We start from the raw sequence: 19,768 nt of genomic DNA on the forward strand, positions 1-19,768 counted from the left end.
TAAAATGCAGCTATCGTTAGCTGCACTTTTTAATTGCATCATAAATCATTTGAGCATTATCATAATTACCGTTAAAACAAATTCCCTGCATACCGATTGACTTAGCACTGTTGATATTATCTTGACTGTCATCAATGAAAAAGCATTCAGTAGGATTTAATTGCTTCCTTTTACAAAAATCTTTAAAAATAGCAGGATCCGGCTTCATTAATAAATGCCTAGCGGATATGTAGAAATCTTTAAAATAAGCAAAGGCTTCGACATTTTCATAATATTCATAAAAACTAAGCGATGTGTTTGATAGCAAGTAGAGTGTATATCCTTCTTCTTTTAGTTTTTTAGAAAGCTCTATAATGTCTTTAAACGGCGTCAGATGCAAATACCACTCATCCATAACTTTCTTAACCAACGGCTGTAATTGCAGCTCCACACGTGTCTTCATAATGGAGCAGGCACCTTCTTTAGACAATGTCCCTTCATCTAAAGCAAGCCACTCCGGACTTTTGAAAATGGCTTCAACTAATAATCTTTGCTGATCCTTGTCCTTAGTAAAATGTTGGATAATGTAGTTTGGATCATAAGATAAAACGACATTGCCCATGTCAAAAACAATATTTGTGATCATTCTATTTCCTCCCGTATTATAGCTTCATTATATAATGAGGTTATCTCTTTGTCTAATTATGTAATAAAAAACGGAGCCTTGCTCCGTCTTAATAATCACTGGTTTCAATTAATTTTGCGTTCACAACAAAGCGATACTGATCATCTAAAGAATCGACACATGTCGATAGAGTAATTACCTGATCTTCAGGCGTTACTTCAACTTCGGTTGAATAAAGGGCTGTTGAAAACCACTCATCAATCATTTCTTGCTTTAATCCGCTTTGTCCGTAGACATTATAGTAAGTCTTTGTGGAAGCAACATCAACATCTCGTGCTGAGAAGACTTGATAACGCAGCTTCTGTCCTTCAATATACAAATCAATATAAGGATGTTCATTATAATAGTTGACATCTTTATATTTTTTTAGTTTACCAAACATACTTCCGTTTTTCATATTGTGTCCATAGATAATGGTATTAAAATCACTGAAATCGGAACTATTTTGATAATCGGCAAATAATGTTCCGGCAAATGAATCTTCTTTCTGCAAATTACGATGAAGATAATAATCATTGTCACCGGCTTGAACAACGGCATAAGAGATATCCGTATCTTCAATATTCAGCCAGGCTACAGCATCGCTGTTTATTTCTTTTAATTTAGCGAAATCTATTGTAAAAGGAACATCCTCTTTTTTTTCCGGAATTACAGTATTGCGAATCTGAGCATTATTGTCATCAACGGTTTTATATTGCATAAAGATAGTAAATAACTGATAAGCAGAAAAACAGAATACGATGACACAGACAACAAGGAGAATGCGTCTAATGTATTTTTTCACTAGACATTGAATTTAAACAACATGATGTCACCATCTTGACCAACATATTGTTTACCTTCCTGACGTACCTTGCCGGCATCTTTTAAAGCCTGTTCACTTCCGTATTGGATAAAGTCATCATAACTATAAGTTTCTGCTTTAATAAATCCTCTTTGGAAATCAGTATGGATCACTCCTGCCATTTCCGGAGCCAGCATCCCTTTTTTAAAGGTCCATGCACGCACTTCCTGCACACCTACTGTAAAGAAGGTACATAATCCTAAAAGAGCATAAGCTTCTTTAATTAAACGATCCAAACCACTTTCCTTTATTCCTAGTTCCTCTAAGAACAGTTTTTTTTCTTCTGGTTCTAATCCTGCTAATTCAGCTTCGATCTTTGCACAGATCGGAACTACCTTGCTGCCTTCTTTACCGGCATATTCTACAAGTGTATTGTAATAAGGGTTAGCAGTAGGGTCTTCTAAATCCTCTTCACCTAAGTTAGCCACATAGATGAGCGGCTTCATCGTCAGCAATGACCATTGTTTTACAAATAGAATTTCTTCTTTTGTAAAGTCAATAGAACGGGCTGGTTTTTCCGCTTCTAAAGCGGCTTTTAACTTATCTAGAATAATAACTTCTTCTTTCGCTTCTTTATCTCCTGACTGAGCCTTCTTGCCAATTCTGGCAATACGATTTTCAACAGTCGCTAAATCTGCAAAGATTAGTTCTAAGTTGATTGTTTCAATGTCACGGATAGGATCCACGTCTCCGTCTACATGGGTAACATCGGGATCTCTAAAGCAGCGGACAACTTCACAAATCGCATCTGTTTCACGAATATTGGCTAAGAACTTATTTCCTAATCCTTCGCCTTTTGACGCCCCTCTTACAAGACCGGCAATATCCGTAAATTCAAATGTAGTAGGAACAGTTTTTTTAGGCTGAACTAATCTTGTCAGTTCATCTAAACGATGATCCGGTACTTCTACAACTCCGACATTAGGGTCAATCGTGGCAAATGGATAATTGGCAGCTTCCACTTGCGCGTTAGTAATTGCATTAAATAAAGTGGACTTTCCAACGTTTGGCAATCCCACAATTCCTGCTGTTAATGGCATGATAACACCTCTTTCTACTCCTATTAGTTTAGCGAATTAGTGTCTAAAATGCAACTAAAACTATGCTGATTTATTGAATGCATAACATCGTTTTCTCCAATAGCTTCTTATTTTTTAGTTTATTTTAAATAAAGTCTGCCTGTTCGATTACCGATTTCAATAAATGAGCATGATTTTGATAAATCACCAAAGCAGAACCTAAAGAAAAGATTACCGTAATCGTAATAAGACAGGTCGTTATTATTTTGTAGGTAAATTTCACTTTGGCACCTCCAGCATATAGCCGATCCGAAATACAGTTTTAATATGATCCGACCAGTTTAATTTTTTTCTGAGGCGCTGAATATGTAAATCGAGTGTACGTGTGTTTCCTTCCAGTTCGTCATGCCACACTTTTTCATATAAGGTATCACGATACAATGCAATATTTTTGTTTTGTACAAGATATAAGAGTAAATCGTATTCTTTTCTTGTCAGCGGTATGGTCTGATTATTCTGTGTGACAGTGCGCAGATGGGTATGGATCACAATATCCAGAATGGGCATATCTTCCATTCCTTTATGGTAGCGGCGCAGCACACTCTCTACTCTTGCCAGCAGTTCATCAATCGCAAAGGGTTTGACCAAATAATCATCTGCGCCCATATGCAGACCTTTTACACGATCTTTTATACTTCCTTTTGCCGTAATAAAAATCACCGGAATATGCATCGGTTCAATGTATTCCATAAATTCATAGCCATTGACTTTAGGCAGCATGATATCAAGCAAAACCAAATCATAGGATTCTTGTTCCAGCATATTGGCGGCTTTGTCCCCGTCACTGGCATAATCACACTGATAGCCTACCCGCATTAGATTCATCATAATCAAATCTGCAATCGCTTTTTCATCTTCAACAATTAATAATTTCATAGTATCACCTGTATTATCGTAATGTTATTTTGTATCTGAATTGTATCATGACTAAAGCAGCTTGATTTTAAAATCATCATTATCTTTATAATAGTAAAATTCACTGAACTCATGCTCAAACATTCCCAGCATCATTTCAAAGTCTTCTGCTAACGGATAGTTTTTGAGTTCCTCTTTTTTTACCCAAAAGACTTCTCCTTCATTTGAAGAGGTCAGTTCTCCTGTGAAACAATTCGTTTTATACAAAATGACGACATAACGTTCACCTTTATCGGTAGGCCATTGTTTTAACCCACATAATTCTAAATCTGAAATATCGAGACCTGTCTCTTCTTTTACTTCTCGAATCGTCGATTCAATAAAAGATTCCTGATCTTCGATATGTCCGCCCGGAAAAGTAACTCCGGGCCAATGTCTGCTTGTTCGATTCTGAACTAAAACTTGTCCTTGATCATCATAGATCATACAAAGATTTGTGAAAATAGCTTTTTCCATGGTTAACCTCCAATATTTTTTATTTTAACATATTCCATAATCTTTCTATACTCTTATCTTAAAAGTGATAAAATATAGGAAAAGGAGGAATGTTTATGTTAGAAGAAATCAGAGTAAGACAAAGTATTCGCCGATATACGAACCAGCCAATCGAGGAAGAAAAAATAAAGGCTTTGCTGAAGGCGGCTATGCGTGCACCGACTGCACAAAATCGTCAGGAATGGCGTTTCTTGGTGGTACAGGATCGAGAATCTTTAGATAATATTGCACTTTTTTCTCCCTATACAGGGATGATGAAGCAGGCACAGGCAGCGATCATTGTTTTAGGAGATCGTGAGGTAACACCAATTGATGCTTATATTTATGTGGACTGTGCTGCCGCAATACAGAATATTTTATTAGAAGGAGTACATCTCGGATTAGGAACCTGCTGGTGTGCAATCGGACCAAATAAAGAACGAATCGAAGCGTTTAGAAATTATTTCAATTTTTTGAATACTTATCTGCCGGTAGCGGTCATTGCCATTGGTTATCCGGATGAAACAAAGCCCCTCATCGATCGCTATGATGAAAATAAAATTATTTATTGGAAAAAATAAAAACCGTCTCATTGAATCTTTAGTATAAAAAGGGTATGTTGTTTATAGGAGGTGAGCATTATGGCAAATGAAGATAAGAAAGATTTCAATGCGATGCTTCAAAAAGATAACGGCATGCCTAAAATACAAATTGTAAGTGATGAAGCAACGAACAAAAAATATGGCGGTGAAAAGATGTATTTTGCCCCGCCTAAGGATTATGATCATATCATGAAACAGATTCCAATGGGAAAAGTAATTACTGTTAAGGCAATACGTGAATATTTTGCGAAAAAGAATAACGCCGATTTTACCGATCCGATTACAGCAGGAATTTTTGTTTCGATTGCGGCATGGGCAAGTTATCAAAGAAAAGAAGACCTTACGCCATACTGGCGCACACTAAAAGTAAATGGAGAACTTAATCCTAAATATCCCGGTGGTATTGAAGCTCAGAAAAAGAAGCTGGAAGAAGAGGGACATACTATCATTAAAAAGGGGAGAACGCATATCCGTTATTATGTAAAGGACTATGAATTCAGTTTGTTTCCACTATAAAAGAGCCGTTTGTCGGCTCTTTACCATTTTAATTGAGAGAGTTTCATTGCATATTGATAGAGTGTTTCGTAATCCTTTGATGCTTCATACTCTTTAATAATCAGCTTTAATACCAGTTTTACGAAATTATAATCATTTCTTTTATCCAGACTTTTAAGATTTAGTTTTAAAGTTCCGTAAAGGCGTTTCTGTGAAGCGGCATTGATCTTTAATTTATAATACTCGATTAAATGATTGCGCGGCAGATTCAGGTTAAATGATTCAAATCGTTCAATATAAAGCAAGCATTCTTTGTATTGTTTCGTTTGGTATAAAGCAATGATACGATAGAATATGTAATTAATATTATGATTTAAATAGTCGATGACTTCTTTATCAAATTTTTTTTCGACTTTAAAAAATTGATTGAAGTCGTTTACCATCAATGCTCCTAACAGCATGCTGGAACAAATCATCGACACGTCTTCGATATCCATTAATAATCCGTCATAAATGTTTAATAGCTCTTGGTACATTTGTGAAGCCTTATCAAATCTTTCAACCAATAAAAAAACATTAGCCAAAGATACACTGCAAATGATTGAACGAATATAGTTATGATGCTGTTCAAATATGTACTTGGCCTTATTGAGATGTTCATAGGCTTCAAAGGTTTCTCCACGGTAGCTATAAATAATACCTTTTTGATAAGCGATCATAGCAGAGCTGCTATCGTTGGTATAAAGAGTTTCAGCTATTTCCAGATAGTTTAATGCCTGTTCAATGTCTCGCTTTAGATAATGATAGAAGCCGCTGTACTGATAAAACAACTGTTTTTGAAATGAAGTCATGGAATCTTCCACTTTTTTTAATATGGATAACAGATTTTCATAGGGAAAATCCGTCTCTGTATACAAAACAGCGTGTATCAGATTAATCATCAGTATCGGTGTTGATATTCCAATTGTACGTGCCTCAAAATTAATTTCATCTAATTGATCGGTAATTGTCTTTTTTTGTTTCCGATAAAGCATATCATGATAAAGCCGTTCGACTTTATGAGCGCATATAGGAATATAATCGATTGTAACTTGGTAATCGATATCTAGAGCATCAAATATGGATTCAATAGTTAGTTTATTAGAAAACTCCAACCCTCTCTCGATTTTACTGAGCTGACTATACTCAATTCCAACGGCTTCGGCTAAGGCCCGAATGGACATATTCTGCTGAATCCGGTTGAGTCGAATAATAGCCCCTATTTGATTTTCAAACATTTATTTTCCTCCAAAATATATTTGCAAGCCACAATCCTAACATTAAAATTATAGCCTACTAAGCAATAAAATCAATGAAAACGCAAGAGTTTAAGCCCAAATGCAACTAATTCAATAAAAGGTATTGAATAAATGGAGGAATCAGTTCGTTCTAGGAATTCTGCCCTGTAATTAAGGAAAAAGAAAAGATGATGCGTTCATCATCTTGGTATGTGTTGATCGGGTATGTCTTCATTATTAAGATTAGCGGTAAAATGGTATACCTTTTCTAAAAAGGCTTTATCATACGATTGAATCCCTTTGGCAAGTTTAAGATGTGTTTTGAAATACTCCGGCTCAATTAACACTTCCAAGTAACTGCCGGTATCAATCGCTGCCCCTAACTGAATGTAAGTCCAATTCTCTTTTGTGACAACGCTGTTGTAATGGACATGTCCGCAGATAAAGAGATTGTTTTTTTTATGAAGAGAAAGAATATCATTGACAGCCTGACTGTTTTCAATACTTGCCATTGGTTGATCACTGTTAAAGGTTGTATAAGTGATAGGATGGTGAGCCAATACAATCAGATTTTTGTCAGACAGACGAGTTACTTCTTTTTTTAGCCAAGTTAATTGCTCCTCATCAATGATTCCACCCCAATTATCTAAGACAAATTCTTTTGTGGAATCTAAGGCGATGATCGCAAAATCTTCAAATTCCTTAATAAAATATCTTTCTTCATTAAAGCAATTTTGAATATCCTTCTTTGAGACATAGGTGGTGTCATGATTGCCTAAAACATTAATAAAGTTTTTATGCTGGTTTATGATGGGTTCAATTGTCCGGTAATGGTTAATATTTCCCTCTGTTGCCAGATCACCCAAAGAAAAGATATAATCTGCTGAATCATTGGCAGCACTGTTTAAAAAAGTAAAGTAGTAATCCTGAGCTTGCTTTAACACGTTTGCTTCTGCAAATTCACAATAATGAAAATCACTGAATATATTTAATTTCATAATAACCTCCAATGTATAGATACATTATACATAACCAAGACTAAATTCTCGTTCAAATTATGTTAAATGTGGGTGAATTCTTTCTTTTTGTCTATATAGTTTTGGTGGAAATCAATAAGTAACTGTGCTAAGATATACATGTTTAAAAACTCAAATGATAGGAGGTTGGTGGCGTGAGCAGAAGAAGACAAAACCAGACCAATAAGAAAAAAACATTACATATTTTTGATATTGCCTTAATCAGTATACAATTCGTATTATCTATATTCTTAGCATATTTAGCTAAAAAAGTACTGCCAATGAAATATTGGCTGATTGTTGTAGCCATCTTTTTAGTTTTATGGCTTCTCGTATTCTTTGTTTTAAGAAATAAGAAAAATTCAGCGAAACAGATGTGGCTGCGTTTGGTCAGTTTAGTATTATCGATTTTAATCGGTGTGGGAAGTGTCTTTGCTTATAAAGGTGTTTCCGTATTAAACAACATTACCGGTGGAAAATATCAGACACAGGTTATTTCTGTTGTGGTGTTAAAAGACAGCAGTTATCAGAAAATTAAAGACTTGGAAAATAAAAGCTTAGGTTATGTATCGGCAATTGATACAGATAACATTAATAAAGCAATAGACAATATTGGAACAAAGGATAAGACAACTTTGACCAAAACCAATTATTCAGACCTTAGTCAGCTTCAGAAGGCTTTAGTAAATAAAGAATGTGATGCTATTATTTTTAATGAAGCATATCGTGGAATTATTGAGGAATTCAACGGTGATTTTTCTAATCAGACCAAAGTGATTTACCAATATGAAATTAAAGAAACATTAAATAAAAATACATCAACCGTTAATGTTACAAAAGATGCATTTAATGTGTATATTTCCGGTATTGATACTTATGGACCGGTTTCAACCGTATCAAGATCCGATGTAAATATGATCATGACTGTCAATCCCAAAACAAAGCAAATCTTACTGACAAGTATTCCTCGTGATTACCATGTGACATTGGCTTCATTCAATGCCCGTGATAAATTGACTCATTCAGGAATTTACGGAATCGAAGAAACAATGTCTACAGTGGAAAACTTACTGGATATTGATTTGAACTATTACATGCGTGTTAACTTCACCTCACTGATTACTATGGTAGATGCAGTGGGCGGAATTAATGTCAATGTGGATCAGGCTGTTACTGTAGGCGGTCGTACATTGAGTGTTGGAAGCAACTACATGGATGGAGAAACAGCTTTGGCATTCTCAAGAGAACGTTATTCTTATGCCGATGGTGATCGTCATAGAGTAAGAAATCAGCAGGCAGTATTAACCGGTTTATTAAATAAGCTGATGTCAGCTTCTATGATTACGAACTATAACTCTATCTTGAATTCTGTTTCAGGGGCATTCGAGACCAACATGGAATCTAGCGACCTGCAAAAATTAATTCAAATGCAGATCGATGATATGTCAAGCTGGAATATTGAACAAATCTCGTTGGACGGAAGCGGATCAACAAGTACAAATTGCTATTCTATGCCTGGATATGAACTTTATGTCATGGATCCGGATCAAAGCACGGTGACAGCGGCAAAACAGAAAATCGACGCTGTTGAAGGGAAATAATGCAAACACCTCACTACAAATTGTGAGGTGTTTTTATTTGGTTAGGGCAACTCAACTTGAATAATAGTGTCGAATCTTGTATAATCAGTGTGATGTAATAACAATGTAGTGTTTTGAGTGCAGGGGGAAGAAAATGAAATTAAGTTTAAAAAGGCTATTTTTAATAGTCTGGGATATCTTTTCGATTGGTTTTGCCGGAATGATTAGCTTGTGGGTGTTATATGACGGACAGTTCATGAACTATGTTCGGGCAATTCCCAGTTATGTATTTTTATTGTTATTAGGAACATCTTTGTTTGTGTTTTTAATACTGAATCTTTATAAGAGCGTTTGGCACTTTGCCAGTGTAATTGAGTTAAAAAACGTGGTTATCGCAACTTTTTCAGCGACGATTGTTGATTTAGTGATCTTTACCTTATTAGATGTACCAATCGCAAAATCATGGTATTTGATTAACTGGCTGGTTTTGATGACTATGATTGGTGCTAGTCGATTCTTCTATCGTATTACCCGAATTGTGGTTCAGGATCGTCATTTATTTGGGCGTACACGAGAAAATGAATCGCGTGTCATGATTATTGGTGCCGGTGAATCCGGAGATAAAATTGCCAGAGAAATTGTTCAGGTTGGGAAATTGAATAAACAGGTTATTTGCTTTATTGATGATATGCCCACAAAAAAGGGAATGCGTCTGCAAGGAAAACCAATCTATGGAGATCGTACGAAAATCAAGGAAGCAGCTGAAAAATTATCGATTGATGAAATTATTATTGCTTTACCGATGATTGATGCGGAAAATAAAAAAGAATTGATTGATTTATGCAAAGATACGGAATGTAAATTGAAGATTCTGCCAGGTATCTATCAATTAGTGAATGGTCAAGTAACGGTCAGCAGTTTAAGAAATGTTGAAATCGAAGATTTATTGGGGCGTGAACCTATTAAAGTAGATCTTAAAGAAATCATGAATTATGTAAATAATAAAGTGGTTATGGTAACCGGAGGCGGAGGATCAATCGGAAGTGAGTTATGCCGTCAGATCGCTGCTAATGGACCTAAACAGCTGATTATTGTAGATATCTATGAAAACAACGCCTATGACATACAGTTAGAGTTAAGAAGAAAATATCCTTCTTTGAATTTAGAAGTCATGATTGCTTCTGTCAGAGATGTGAAAAAAGTAAATGCCTTATTTGAAGAGTTTCAACCGGATATCATCTATCATGCTGCTGCACATAAACATGTGCCGTTGATGGAAGATTCTCCAAATGAAGCAGTTAAAAATAATGTTTTTGGAACCTTAAACGTAGTAAAAGCAGCTGACCAATATGGTGCCAGCCGATTCATTTTGATTTCAACCGATAAAGCTGTAAACCCTACAAATATTATGGGAGCAACAAAACGAATTTGTGAGATGATTGTTCAAACCTATAATAAACATTCTAATACGGATTTCGTAGCTGTTCGTTTCGGAAATGTATTAGGCTCTAACGGTTCTGTTATACCGCTGTTTAAAAAGCAGATTCAGGCAGGCGGACCGGTTACGGTTACTCATCCTGATATTACACGTTACTTTATGACAATTCCGGAAGCTGTTTCTTTGGTGCTTGAAGCCGGTGCCAGAGCTAAAGGGGGAGAAATCTTCGTTCTTGATATGGGAGAACCAGTTAAGATTGCAGACCTTGCTTATAACTTAATTAAGTTTTCAGGATATGAACCTAATGTCGATATTAAAATTGAATACACCGGTCTTCGTCCCGGAGAAAAACTTTATGAAGAATTGCTGATGGATGAAGAAGGACTGCAGACCACAGAAAATGCTTTGATTAAAATTGGGAAGCCAATCGATATTGATGAAAATGTTTTATTCAGTCATTTAGATGAACTTTATGAAGCTGCTCATGATGAAAGCGAAAATATTAAATACCTTGTTCATGATTTAGTGGACACATATAAAGTCGATGCCCGCAGAGATCCCAGCAAAATAAAAAAGAAAATTATTCGTGAGGCTGCAGAAGTTTCCTAATGGGAGGAATAAAAATGAAGGATCGATTTATTAATCAGGCTTCGTCAGATCAATTGATCGAAAAGTTAAACAAATATAATATTTCATTAAATAAATCGCTGTTAATTAAACAATATGCCAATAGCTTTAATCTTTATCAGCTGTTAGACAGTTTAAAAGTTCTTTACAGTAAAGAACTGCAGGCATTAGATAAACAGAATAAATCTGTTACCTCAGATTATCTCGAATATATTTTAGATAAGATAGTAAGAGAAAATTATGATGTTGAAGATTCCATTGATCCTTATTACTTGTTTCAGGAATTAAAAACAGAAGGCAAGTCAAAAGAAAAGATCAAACAGATTATTGAGCGCCTGTTAAGGCTGAATAATCTCTATCATCTCAATCATGTTGAAGGCTACTTTGGTGTGTTTGAAGAAGAATGTGAACAGGTCATTTATCGTTTGTTTGAAGATTATCAGGCACTTCCTTTAACCAAAGAAGAAACAAAAGAGTTTATTTCTTTAGTGGAACACTTTATGGATTGCTATGATCGAAATGAAGAGTTAAAGATGAATCTTTCACTATTAAAATTAGAACGAATCGCTTCTCTTGGAGATGAACAGGAGATTGATACCGCAATTCAACAGATAAAACAAACTTATAGATTATCAATCTTTGTGATCTATACTCGTGTTTTATTAGGGACATTGGATCTTTCAAACAATAAAATGTTTAAAAAATACTATCAAAAAGTTAAACAGTACATGGTATTAAGTGATGAAGATAAAGAAGAACGAGCATTTATTGATAATCTATATCAAGATGTTATGATGGATGAAGAGGAATAAAAGCAATGAAACGAATTCATTGCTTTTTGTTTATTTATAAAGTTCTTTAACGCCATCCATGTCTTTAGAAGTCATGGCATCTCTTTGCCCCATATTAGGATGTGTTCCATGTCCCGGTTTAATCGAAATTGTATCTTTTCCATTTTCAGAAAAGGCTTTTGCTGAATAGTGCATAATTGATTCATAATCATAATCTCCATAAGGAACAGAAGTGGAAATTAATTCAAAATTATCTTTATATTTTTCATCAAAGTTAGCATATTCAACAGTAATAAAAGTATCTCTGTCTTTTCGAGAATGTTCATGTTCGATACTGCAGACATGCAGCATTTCATGTAATACATTTCCAACTTCTGCCCAATTGGCAATTTCAACAGTTTGTTCTCCGCCAACTTTTCCAATATCTGCGGCACATCCTGAATCTAAATCAAATCTTACATAATCTTTATCAGTTGTTGTCTTAGGTCGATATTTAATATTTAAGTTAGCTGCATTAAATACTGCAATGGCTTGATTAATTTCAGCTGTTTTAGGATGCCCTGCATCAATACAGTAGGGAATTTCTTTGGTATCCCATAGATTTTTTTTAATTAGACAGGCATTTTTCTGCTGTGATCCTAATTTTTCATAGGCTGTCAAAAAGTCTGAGAATTGTAAGACATCTTCAATCTTTCCTAATTTAATATCTCCCTGTACAATGGCAATGCCATCATGGTCAATAAAACTTCCTTCGTAGATTTCTCCATTTAGTACATATTTTTTGTTTTCAATTAATTTTCCTTCACAAATTTCTTGTTCCATATATTTTCCTCTCTTTCATTGTTGTGCACATTTCCTGGAATTCCTAATTACACTATAAATTAGTTTTTATTTATTAAACAGAAAACCATTTAATAATACAAAAAGATGAGTTTGAATACTAAAAAAGAAATAGAATCACTATTTCTTGTGAAGATGAAAGGAAAGGCTAAATAATAATGTCATCTTTATATTTTCTGTTTACTATAATATTTTCACCGTTTTCTAAAGTCAGTTTACGATGACATTGCGGCAATGTTTTAATAGAGTAAATATGCTCGGTATTAATAATCGTATTGCGACTGACCTGTATAAAAGCGAAATTCTTTAAAAGCTGATAAATGGACTTAAACTTACCTTTATATTGATAACTGTTTGTACGGTCATAAACAAATACTTTTGCGTCGATAACCTCTACATAATAAATGTCATTTACCGCAATATGAATAATACTTTGACGCTGATTGAAAACCTTTATTTTAAGAACTCGCTGATTAAGCTGCTGAACAAGGTTTAAAACATAGGCATGATCCGCCTGATTACATGTCAGAATAATACACCCAGGTTCTATATCGGCAGATCTTTTAAGTTTTATTTTCACCGGTTTCCCTTTCCAAGTTTTGCTATCGGCCCCCCTATTATACCTTTTCTTTTTTCTATTGTGTAAATTGTTTTTCATAGTATCACTCCTTTACTGGTTAATTTCATTATTTAAGGAGAGCAACCATAATTGTACTTAATGTATATAAAATGCGAAAAAACGAAACTTATTTACAATTATTTGTTTCTATTTGTATTTAATATGATATATTATGTATTATAAAGTAGATTAATGTTTTCTTGGCTTCTTGCTTTTTATACTTATAGTAGAAGTAAGGAGGAATGATAGGTATGAAAATATATCGTCGGTAACATTATTTTAAAAGTATAAATAAAATAGAGAGGTGAGAAATGATGTCAATTAGTGGACAATTTACAGGATTAGATATGAAAAACTTAATTGGTGCTCCGCTCAATGCGGCGGCAGATGCCAATTTACAAATGGCGGAAACAACCGCACAGTTTATTCAAAAAGTTGGTTTTGATGAACATGGAAAAATCAGAACTGCAAGCTTTGGGTATACTCAAAAAGAAAATAACCCGGATGGCACCGTAACTGATAAAGAAATGAACATTGATATTCCTTTATTAGCGATTACGGAAGCACCAAACTTACAAGTAGACGAAGTTAACGTATTATTTGATATGGAAGTCAAGGAAACCGAAAAATCGGAATCTTCACTTGATGGGGGTGGAAGCTTCACCGGCAGTGTCAACTTTGGGCTATTTAAAGCGACAGTTAGCGGAAGTGTGTCAAGTCATAGTTCCAATGTACGTTCTAGCGATCATTCTGCAAAGTATCATGTCGATGTACGTGCATCAAACCATGGGACACCAGAGGGACTGTCAAGAGTATTGGATATTATTGCCGCAAACTTAGCTCCGATGACAACTTCAAGTACCGTTGTTGATGAAAATGGGAAAGCATTGCAGGGTGCCGCTAAAGAAAGATCAGAAAAGATAAAAGCCTTATCAGCAGAAGGAAGTCGTTTGGAATCGGCAGTCAGGGCTTCAGGAGAGAATTTAAGCAATAGTATTGACCGTATACGCAAAGCAACTGTTTCTTTAAAAAATAAATATGTCGTTACGATGACAAATTTAATTGATCAAGCAGAAGCTGAATCAGAAGAAAAACAAAAGCTAATTACTAATGCTTCAACAATTCAGGGATCATTCGATGATTTTGCAGCGTCGATTGCAGATAATATTATTTTAGCGACAACCGCAGAGGGACAAGGACAAACCATAGATGTTACATTCGATAGTATAGCCAATCTTAAAGGATGCAGTGATACCGGAGAAATTATCAGTTTAACCGGAAGTAAAAAAACCGGAGGCGGTGAAACTGATACAATCCTAGTTGCATTTAAAGATGGAGTCGCTAAACAAAAGGCACAGTACGATGCGATTGAAAAAAGAGATGCCAATAAGGAAGAATATAATAAGCTTCTATATGGCGGAACAACTCCATCAGGAGAATAATCAATGTTTAAAAAGAATGCTACAGAACGTCAGGTTCAAGTGGAAAGTGAATTTGCCGATCTAGCTTCGTTAGTTTGGGCACCGATCGATGCGGTTGCGCAGTCTAATCTAAACATTAATCGCAAGATTATTGAGGCCATCGAAGCCACGGGTACTAAAAAGCCTATTATCGGAGATAAGATTACCATCCTTGATTATATGGGATTGCAGTATAAACACGTAAAGAGTAGTGGGGACGAAGAAGCCATTGAAGATATGCTGCTGCAAGTGCCGCTGTTATCGATCATCCCTCTAACAAGCATGAAAGTAAAAACAGCGGTTATTGACTTTAACGCTGAAGTTCGTTCGTTTAAAAAAGATGATCAGACGATTGGTTTTGAAGCACGTATCTGTGCACCGGAAGTGAGAGAAAGTGACAATATCTCAAAAGTTCATTTTAAGATACGTTTAGAGAATGAACCCATCACTGAAGGGTTGGCTAGGGTTCAAGATATCATGGATCTTCAGCAGATTACCAGAAGCCTTGGAGCAAAGCCGATAGGAGATGATGGACAAGTCGTGACCGGACAAGAGGAAATCAATCTGCTTGAAAAAAGAAGACTAAAAAAATTCTATGATAAGACAGTTATACTGGGAAAAAGAATAGATGAACTGATTCATCATCAGATTTTATATTTTAATGCTTTGCTTTTAGAAGATGAACAATTAAAAATAAAAGATTATGAAGAGTTTAAAGCAATAAAAGAGTCAATAAGTAAGCATGAGCAAAATAACGAAGCTTGGTCGACATTATTAGAACTGGATCAAAAGATTAATCAAGAAACAGAATCAAGACGTTTGTGCAGTCAGAAGGAAACTCAATTGCTTGAACAGCTATTAGCTGTAGATAAGGCTTCTTTATTACAGGAGGAATGATATGGCAGGGATGTTAGATCGAAAACATAAGGATGAGCCAGTTCGTTATATTAAAATAGTCAATATTGGCAGTGTAAATCCTAATCATTTATTATCAGAGACATCTAAACAAAAACAGGTTGAATTGCTTAATCGCTGTCTCAATGATTTCCCTCATGGAAAGATTATCGGAAAAGATGTAACGGTCGGTGTTTACAAGCTGGGGGATCATCAATTCACTATGGAGATGAGCTCTTATCATATTGGGTTTCATCGTAAGCCGCAGTGGCTTGATGAAGGATACTGATGAAGTAAGATAAAAAGTAATCATAAAAATGACGTACGGGTAAAATCGTACGTCTTGTGCTTTTGACAAACTTAAATAAATAGAGTAATGTATAAGTGAGGTGAGGCTTATGAAAAAAATCATTTTAGATACGATTGGCATTATTATGATTTTAGGAACTCTCTATCTGGTATATCGATTATTTGGTATCTTTTGGGGCATCCTCATTCTTTTGTTTTTAGCAGTAAGCAGTTTCTTTAATGAAAAGCATAACCCGATAGTGTTATATTATAAGAATTATGGCCGTAAAAAAGACGAATAAAAAGAACCTGAAATATAAATTGCAGCATACTGGTGTAATTTATATTAGGGTTCTTTTCTTTATTTATCAGCTGTCGTAATTTTAAAGCCTTTCATATGATCAAAATGCTTTGTTTTAATTACCCAAAAAATGGCTAAACAGGCAATAATGGCACCGATACGATAGATGGTAAAACTACCGAATTCTTCATAGACAATCCCAAAGCCGTAGCTGTATACTGCTCTGCCTAAAGAAACACAGGCATTGAGTAAAGTAACAGCAGTTGCGAAAACAGCCGGTGAAAGCGAACTGCGGATAAACTGCAGGTTACCTACTGTCGCGCAGGCTGTAGAGACACAGTGCAGGATAGAAACAAACAAGAACGCATAGACATTTGGGACAAAAGCATAAACTAAGAAACGAATAAAAATACATGAGGCAGAAATGAGATACATCATTTTAAATCCAAACTTTTCATAATATTTGATTGCTACAGCTAAAAAGATTACTTCCGGCAAGGCGGTCGCAACGGTATACATACTTAACAGCTGATTGCTTCCATGCAATGTTGTAACGATATGATTTCCATTATAGGCGGCGCAGCTGTCGATTAGAATTGTTGTCATTAAAGAAAGTCCTAATATAAACAAGAAATTTGAATTCTTCAATACATCAAAGAAACCCACTTTTTCTTTAGGTGCATCAGGAACTTCAATAGCTTGTTTTTTAGGATCTGCCTTAGCTGTTGGAAAACCAAAAGCAATCGTAAAACTGATAATCAATAAACCTCCATAAGTACCAAATAAGGCTCCATCTAATCCAAAACGGTCAGCCAAGAATCCAATTAAAACGCTTCCGATCACCCAGCCAAGAGACCCCATCGAACGAATAGATCCATAGTTTTTATGGTTTTTATTACAGTAATTCATACTTAGCACATCTGCCATTGGCATTGCGCCTGAACGGCATAAGTCTAAGATGATGGCACAGACAATCAACCCGATATAAACGGTTTGCTGAGCATAGAAATACAAAGCAACTAATGTAGCACTTAAAGAAATTAACAGCAGCAACTTATATTTCTTGGTTTTGTCAGCTATGATTCCCCAAAGTGGTACAAAGAACACACTGATCATTAATCCGGCAGCGGTAATTTGTCCAAACTGTGAACCAACCAAGCCTTTGCTTTCCAAATAAACATTGATATAGGTAGTAAAACCGCTCAATGCTGCAAAGAACAGAAAGTAAAAGATGTAAAATAATAACCCTTCAAATTTTTTCATAAATCCAACCCCTTTGTATTAACTATATCACTTACAAAAGCGCTTTCATATTATTTTCTACGAAAGAAAAAATGAAAAATGGGGAATAACCGGATAATCATTTTTGCATGGTTCTGCCATTTAACGATAAGTAACAAATAAAGTAAAAATAAAAAACTATGATGCAAAACACCATAGTTTAGACACCTTCAATAAATTTCATTAAAGCATGGTTAAATGCACTTAATTCATCATAGAAGATACCGTGACCGCTCTTTTCAAACGGGTAAAGCAATGAACCGGGAATTTGCTGATTCATGATTGTTGCAAATCCATAAGGACAAATTTTATCTAATTTTCCATGCATAATTGCTGTAGGCACTTTGATTCTGCCAAGATCACTGAAGACATTTTCATCACGCAGAGATTCTGCACAATTGATTGTACCTAAGCCGCTTGCTTTATTGCACAGTCCTTGGAACCATGTTTTAAAAGCTGGGCTTGGATTTGAAGCAAAGACATTATTACCAAATTCTTGAATCGTATTTGGTCGATCGTTATATAGACCAATGATCAGCTTATTAACTTCATCTACACTGTGACCATACGGATTATCACTACTTACGCAATAAGACGGTGCAGCTGCTCCGGCTAAAATCAGCTTAGATACTTTATGGTTGTCATACATCCCCATATAGTGAACACAAACAGCTCCGCCCATAGAGAATCCCAGTAAAATAATATTGTTAATGCCTGTGCTTTCAATTATCATGTATAAATCTGTTGCTAATTGATCGTACTGATAGCCGCTTCCGGATATATCTGAATCCCCAAAGCCGCGAATATCAAACGTTATAATGCGGTATCCCCATTGAGTAAACATATTCTTTTGATACTCAAACATTTCCTTGCTCATTGGCCAGCCATGAACCATAACAATGACTTTTGAATAGGTGGGATTAATATCTTCAACACTTATTTTTGTTCCATCGTTGGATCTAATATAATACATTCATCTACCTCCTCTTTTTATCATATGCATCATGGGATCAAATTTTTACAGAGAATTTCAGAGTTTCAAAAGATTGTAAAGACATACTCCTTTTTCTTTTAGAATTATGATAGAATAAAAAAATAGAGGTGATAGTATGGCAAAATATTGTGAACGCTGCGGAAGCCAACTAAAAAGAGGAAAGTGTCCTATCTGTGATGAGGGAATCTACACAAGCTCGGATGAACGTCGTTTCAGCTTTAATAAACGAGATATTTTATGGTTTATTGTTTTAGCTCTTATTTTAGGAACTTCAATGATATGCAGTGAGAGTTCTCCTTTTCATGAAGATATTCAGATTTTCGTATGGTCAAATTTTAATTCAAAACAGAAAGTAATGACCAAAGTTGATCGTCGTACCTATAAAGAAGCTACTTATTCATTACAAAAAACCGGGGATTCTGTCGAACTGGTTTTACCGGCTGGAAATTATACAGTCGGCAAAGATATTCCGGAGGGGGTTTATAAAGTGACGAATCTATCCGGGTTTGGACCTCTTTCAATCAGGGATAACGTAAATATGATTACAATATTTACAAGTATGATTATGGAGGGGGAAACAAGTGATTATTTTTCATCCTATTTAGAAGATGTCCGTTTATATCAAGGTGCACAAGTTACTGTCAGTACAGATAAGATGAAATTTGAAAGTGAAAACGCTAGAAACGATCTAATGGGAAAACGCCATAAAAATACACTGACTCAGGAATATACGGTCTCTTCACCGGTAATGATCGGTGAGATGATTCCGGAAGGAACCTATGATATTATTGCGGTTGAAGGGGAAGGTCATGTATCATCAGAAAACTATGATTATGGAATTCAGGAGGGGTTATCTTTCAGTGATGATTATTATTCATTGCGGGAATTTAGAAATGTACAGCTGAAGAAATATACTAAGCTTACGGTTGATGAAGGACTCACTATTAAGTTAATTCCAAGTGAATATAGTATAGGGGAGGAAGAATAAATGTTAAAATTAAAAGGATATTTATACATTTTATTTGTCTTTCTCAGTTGGAAGATCACAGAACCGATCAGTGCCCTTTGGCAGTCTCCAAACTTTCGATTTGAAACAGGCTTGCATTTTGCTTTAACAATGCTTACAACCGCTGTTATCACTAAAGTGTTTACAATCGTTTTCCCTGCTAAAGAGGGAACTACAGACCGTTTTATCTTTATTCCATTGAAATTATGTGTATCTATTTCAATGGCATTAGGATTCCTATTTGTGATTATCTGGTTTTTTATGCACTAATAACGAGGTTGGA

At 35.2% G+C, this 19,768-nt stretch carries 23 protein-coding genes; 11 read left to right on the forward strand and 12 right to left on the reverse strand.

Annotated elements, in window-relative coordinates; all coding sequences use genetic code 11:
- Positions 1-16: 16 nt before the first annotated feature.
- The 6 genes from ACLRVU_RS04645 to ACLRVU_RS04670 form a co-directional block, all read right to left on the reverse strand.
- On the reverse strand, positions 17-625 hold the full coding sequence (locus ACLRVU_RS04645; RefSeq protein WP_412890896.1) for an HAD family hydrolase: 609 nt from the start codon (positions 623-625) through the stop codon (positions 17-19).
- Between the two features lie 88 nt (positions 626-713).
- A complete protein-coding gene (srtB, locus tag ACLRVU_RS04650; RefSeq protein ID WP_412890897.1) occupies positions 714-1,448 on the reverse strand; it encodes a class B sortase in 735 nt (244 codons plus the stop codon).
- The gene (gene ychF / locus ACLRVU_RS04655; protein WP_412890898.1) at positions 1,448-2,548 is read right to left on the reverse strand and encodes a redox-regulated ATPase YchF; all 1,101 of its coding nucleotides are present in this window, start codon (positions 2,546-2,548) and stop codon (positions 1,448-1,450) included. The genes srtB and ychF overlap by 1 nt, the downstream gene beginning before the upstream one ends.
- 124 nt (positions 2,549-2,672) lie before the next feature.
- Positions 2,673-2,810 (reverse strand): hypothetical protein, encoded by a 138-nt coding sequence (locus ACLRVU_RS04660; RefSeq protein WP_412890899.1) that lies wholly within the window; start codon positions 2,808-2,810, stop codon positions 2,673-2,675.
- Positions 2,807-3,463, reverse strand: coding sequence for a response regulator transcription factor (locus tag ACLRVU_RS04665; RefSeq protein WP_412890900.1), 657 nt, complete (start codon positions 3,461-3,463; stop codon positions 2,807-2,809). Before ACLRVU_RS04665 ends, ACLRVU_RS04660 begins: the two co-directional genes overlap by 4 nt.
- Positions 3,464-3,514: 51 nt before the next feature.
- Positions 3,515-3,958, reverse strand: a complete 444-nt coding sequence (locus tag ACLRVU_RS04670) for an 8-oxo-dGTP diphosphatase (protein WP_412890901.1) — start codon at positions 3,956-3,958, stop codon at positions 3,515-3,517.
- A gap of 95 nt (positions 3,959-4,053) precedes the next feature.
- On the opposite strand from ACLRVU_RS04670, the gene ACLRVU_RS04675 reads away from it, so the two are divergent.
- Both ACLRVU_RS04675 and ACLRVU_RS04680 read left to right on the forward strand, forming a co-directional pair.
- Positions 4,054-4,557 carry a nitroreductase family protein gene (locus ACLRVU_RS04675; RefSeq protein WP_412890902.1) on the forward strand — a complete coding sequence of 168 codons (504 nt, stop codon included), beginning with the start codon at positions 4,054-4,056 and terminating at the stop codon, positions 4,555-4,557.
- Between the two features lie 60 nt (positions 4,558-4,617).
- Entirely contained in the window at positions 4,618-5,094 is a 477-nt protein-coding gene (locus ACLRVU_RS04680; protein WP_412890903.1) for a methylated DNA-protein cysteine methyltransferase, read from the forward strand.
- A 20-nt stretch (positions 5,095-5,114) separates the two neighbouring features.
- On the opposite strand, the gene ACLRVU_RS04685 is transcribed toward ACLRVU_RS04680, so the two are convergent.
- Together ACLRVU_RS04685 and ACLRVU_RS04690 are read right to left on the reverse strand one after the other, a co-directional pair.
- On the reverse strand, positions 5,115-6,350 hold the full coding sequence (locus ACLRVU_RS04685) for a tetratricopeptide repeat protein (RefSeq protein WP_412890904.1): 1,236 nt from the start codon (positions 6,348-6,350) through the stop codon (positions 5,115-5,117).
- A gap of 200 nt (positions 6,351-6,550) precedes the next feature.
- Entirely contained in the window at positions 6,551-7,348 is a 798-nt protein-coding gene (locus ACLRVU_RS04690; RefSeq protein ID WP_412890905.1) for a metallophosphoesterase family protein, read from the reverse strand.
- Between the two features lie 173 nt (positions 7,349-7,521).
- On the opposite strand from ACLRVU_RS04690, the gene ACLRVU_RS04695 reads away from it, so the two are divergent.
- The 3 genes from ACLRVU_RS04695 (at position 7,522) to ACLRVU_RS04705 (ending at position 11,823) form a co-directional block, all read left to right on the forward strand.
- On the forward strand, positions 7,522-8,967 hold the full coding sequence (locus ACLRVU_RS04695) for an LCP family protein (protein ID WP_412890906.1): 1,446 nt from the start codon (positions 7,522-7,524) through the stop codon (positions 8,965-8,967).
- A gap of 133 nt (positions 8,968-9,100) precedes the next feature.
- Positions 9,101-10,993: a polysaccharide biosynthesis protein gene (locus ACLRVU_RS04700; protein ID WP_412890907.1), complete on the forward strand. Its 1,893-nt coding sequence runs from the start codon at positions 9,101-9,103 to the stop codon at positions 10,991-10,993.
- Positions 10,994-11,007: 14 nt separating this feature from the next.
- Complete coding sequence (locus ACLRVU_RS04705) at positions 11,008-11,823, forward strand: hypothetical protein (RefSeq protein WP_412890908.1); 816 nt, start codon at positions 11,008-11,010, stop codon at positions 11,821-11,823.
- 30 nt (positions 11,824-11,853) lie between these two features.
- Here the strand turns inward: ACLRVU_RS04705 and ACLRVU_RS04710 are convergent, their stop codons facing one another.
- Both ACLRVU_RS04710 and ACLRVU_RS04715 read right to left on the reverse strand, forming a co-directional pair.
- Positions 11,854-12,624 (reverse strand): M12 family metallopeptidase, encoded by a 771-nt coding sequence (locus ACLRVU_RS04710; RefSeq protein WP_412890909.1) that lies wholly within the window; start codon positions 12,622-12,624, stop codon positions 11,854-11,856.
- Between the two features lie 166 nt (positions 12,625-12,790).
- Entirely contained in the window at positions 12,791-13,222 is a 432-nt protein-coding gene (locus tag ACLRVU_RS04715) for a LytTR family DNA-binding domain-containing protein (RefSeq protein ID WP_412890910.1), read from the reverse strand.
- A 350-nt stretch (positions 13,223-13,572) separates the two neighbouring features.
- Here ACLRVU_RS04715 and ACLRVU_RS04720 point away from each other — a divergent pair, with 350 nt between their 5' ends.
- The 4 genes from ACLRVU_RS04720 to ACLRVU_RS04735 all read left to right on the forward strand — a co-directional run bounded on the left by ACLRVU_RS04720 (position 13,573) and on the right by ACLRVU_RS04735 (position 16,205).
- The gene (locus ACLRVU_RS04720) at positions 13,573-14,703 is read left to right on the forward strand and encodes a DUF2589 domain-containing protein (protein WP_412890911.1); all 1,131 of its coding nucleotides are present in this window, start codon (positions 13,573-13,575) and stop codon (positions 14,701-14,703) included.
- Between the two features lie 3 nt (positions 14,704-14,706).
- Positions 14,707-15,618, forward strand: a complete 912-nt coding sequence (locus tag ACLRVU_RS04725) for a DUF2589 domain-containing protein (RefSeq protein ID WP_412890912.1) — start codon at positions 14,707-14,709, stop codon at positions 15,616-15,618.
- A gap of 1 nt (position 15,619) precedes the next feature.
- Positions 15,620-15,904 carry a hypothetical protein gene (locus ACLRVU_RS04730; protein ID WP_412890913.1) on the forward strand — a complete coding sequence of 95 codons (285 nt, stop codon included), beginning with the start codon at positions 15,620-15,622 and terminating at the stop codon, positions 15,902-15,904.
- Positions 15,905-16,013: 109 nt separating this feature from the next.
- A complete protein-coding gene (locus tag ACLRVU_RS04735) occupies positions 16,014-16,205 on the forward strand; it encodes a hypothetical protein (protein WP_147549381.1) in 192 nt (63 codons plus the stop codon).
- A gap of 59 nt (positions 16,206-16,264) precedes the next feature.
- On the opposite strand, the gene ACLRVU_RS04740 is transcribed toward ACLRVU_RS04735, so the two are convergent.
- Together ACLRVU_RS04740 and ACLRVU_RS04745 are read right to left on the reverse strand one after the other, a co-directional pair.
- Positions 16,265-17,467, reverse strand: a complete 1,203-nt coding sequence (locus ACLRVU_RS04740; RefSeq protein ID WP_412890914.1) for an MFS transporter — start codon at positions 17,465-17,467, stop codon at positions 16,265-16,267.
- A 178-nt stretch (positions 17,468-17,645) separates the two neighbouring features.
- Positions 17,646-18,458, reverse strand: a complete 813-nt coding sequence (locus ACLRVU_RS04745; protein ID WP_412890915.1) for an alpha/beta fold hydrolase — start codon at positions 18,456-18,458, stop codon at positions 17,646-17,648.
- Positions 18,459-18,594: 136 nt separating this feature from the next.
- Between ACLRVU_RS04745 and ACLRVU_RS04750 the strand changes: the two genes are divergently transcribed.
- Both ACLRVU_RS04750 and ACLRVU_RS04755 read left to right on the forward strand, forming a co-directional pair.
- A complete protein-coding gene (locus tag ACLRVU_RS04750) occupies positions 18,595-19,467 on the forward strand; it encodes a hypothetical protein (RefSeq protein ID WP_412890916.1) in 873 nt (290 codons plus the stop codon).
- The gene (locus tag ACLRVU_RS04755) at positions 19,468-19,755 is read left to right on the forward strand and encodes a hypothetical protein (protein ID WP_412890917.1); all 288 of its coding nucleotides are present in this window, start codon (positions 19,468-19,470) and stop codon (positions 19,753-19,755) included. It begins immediately after the preceding gene.
- Positions 19,756-19,768 lie beyond the last annotated feature (13 nt).

The organism is Beduini sp., assembly GCF_047239305.1.
GTDB lineage: Bacteria > Bacillota_I > Bacilli_A > Erysipelotrichales > Coprobacillaceae > Beduini.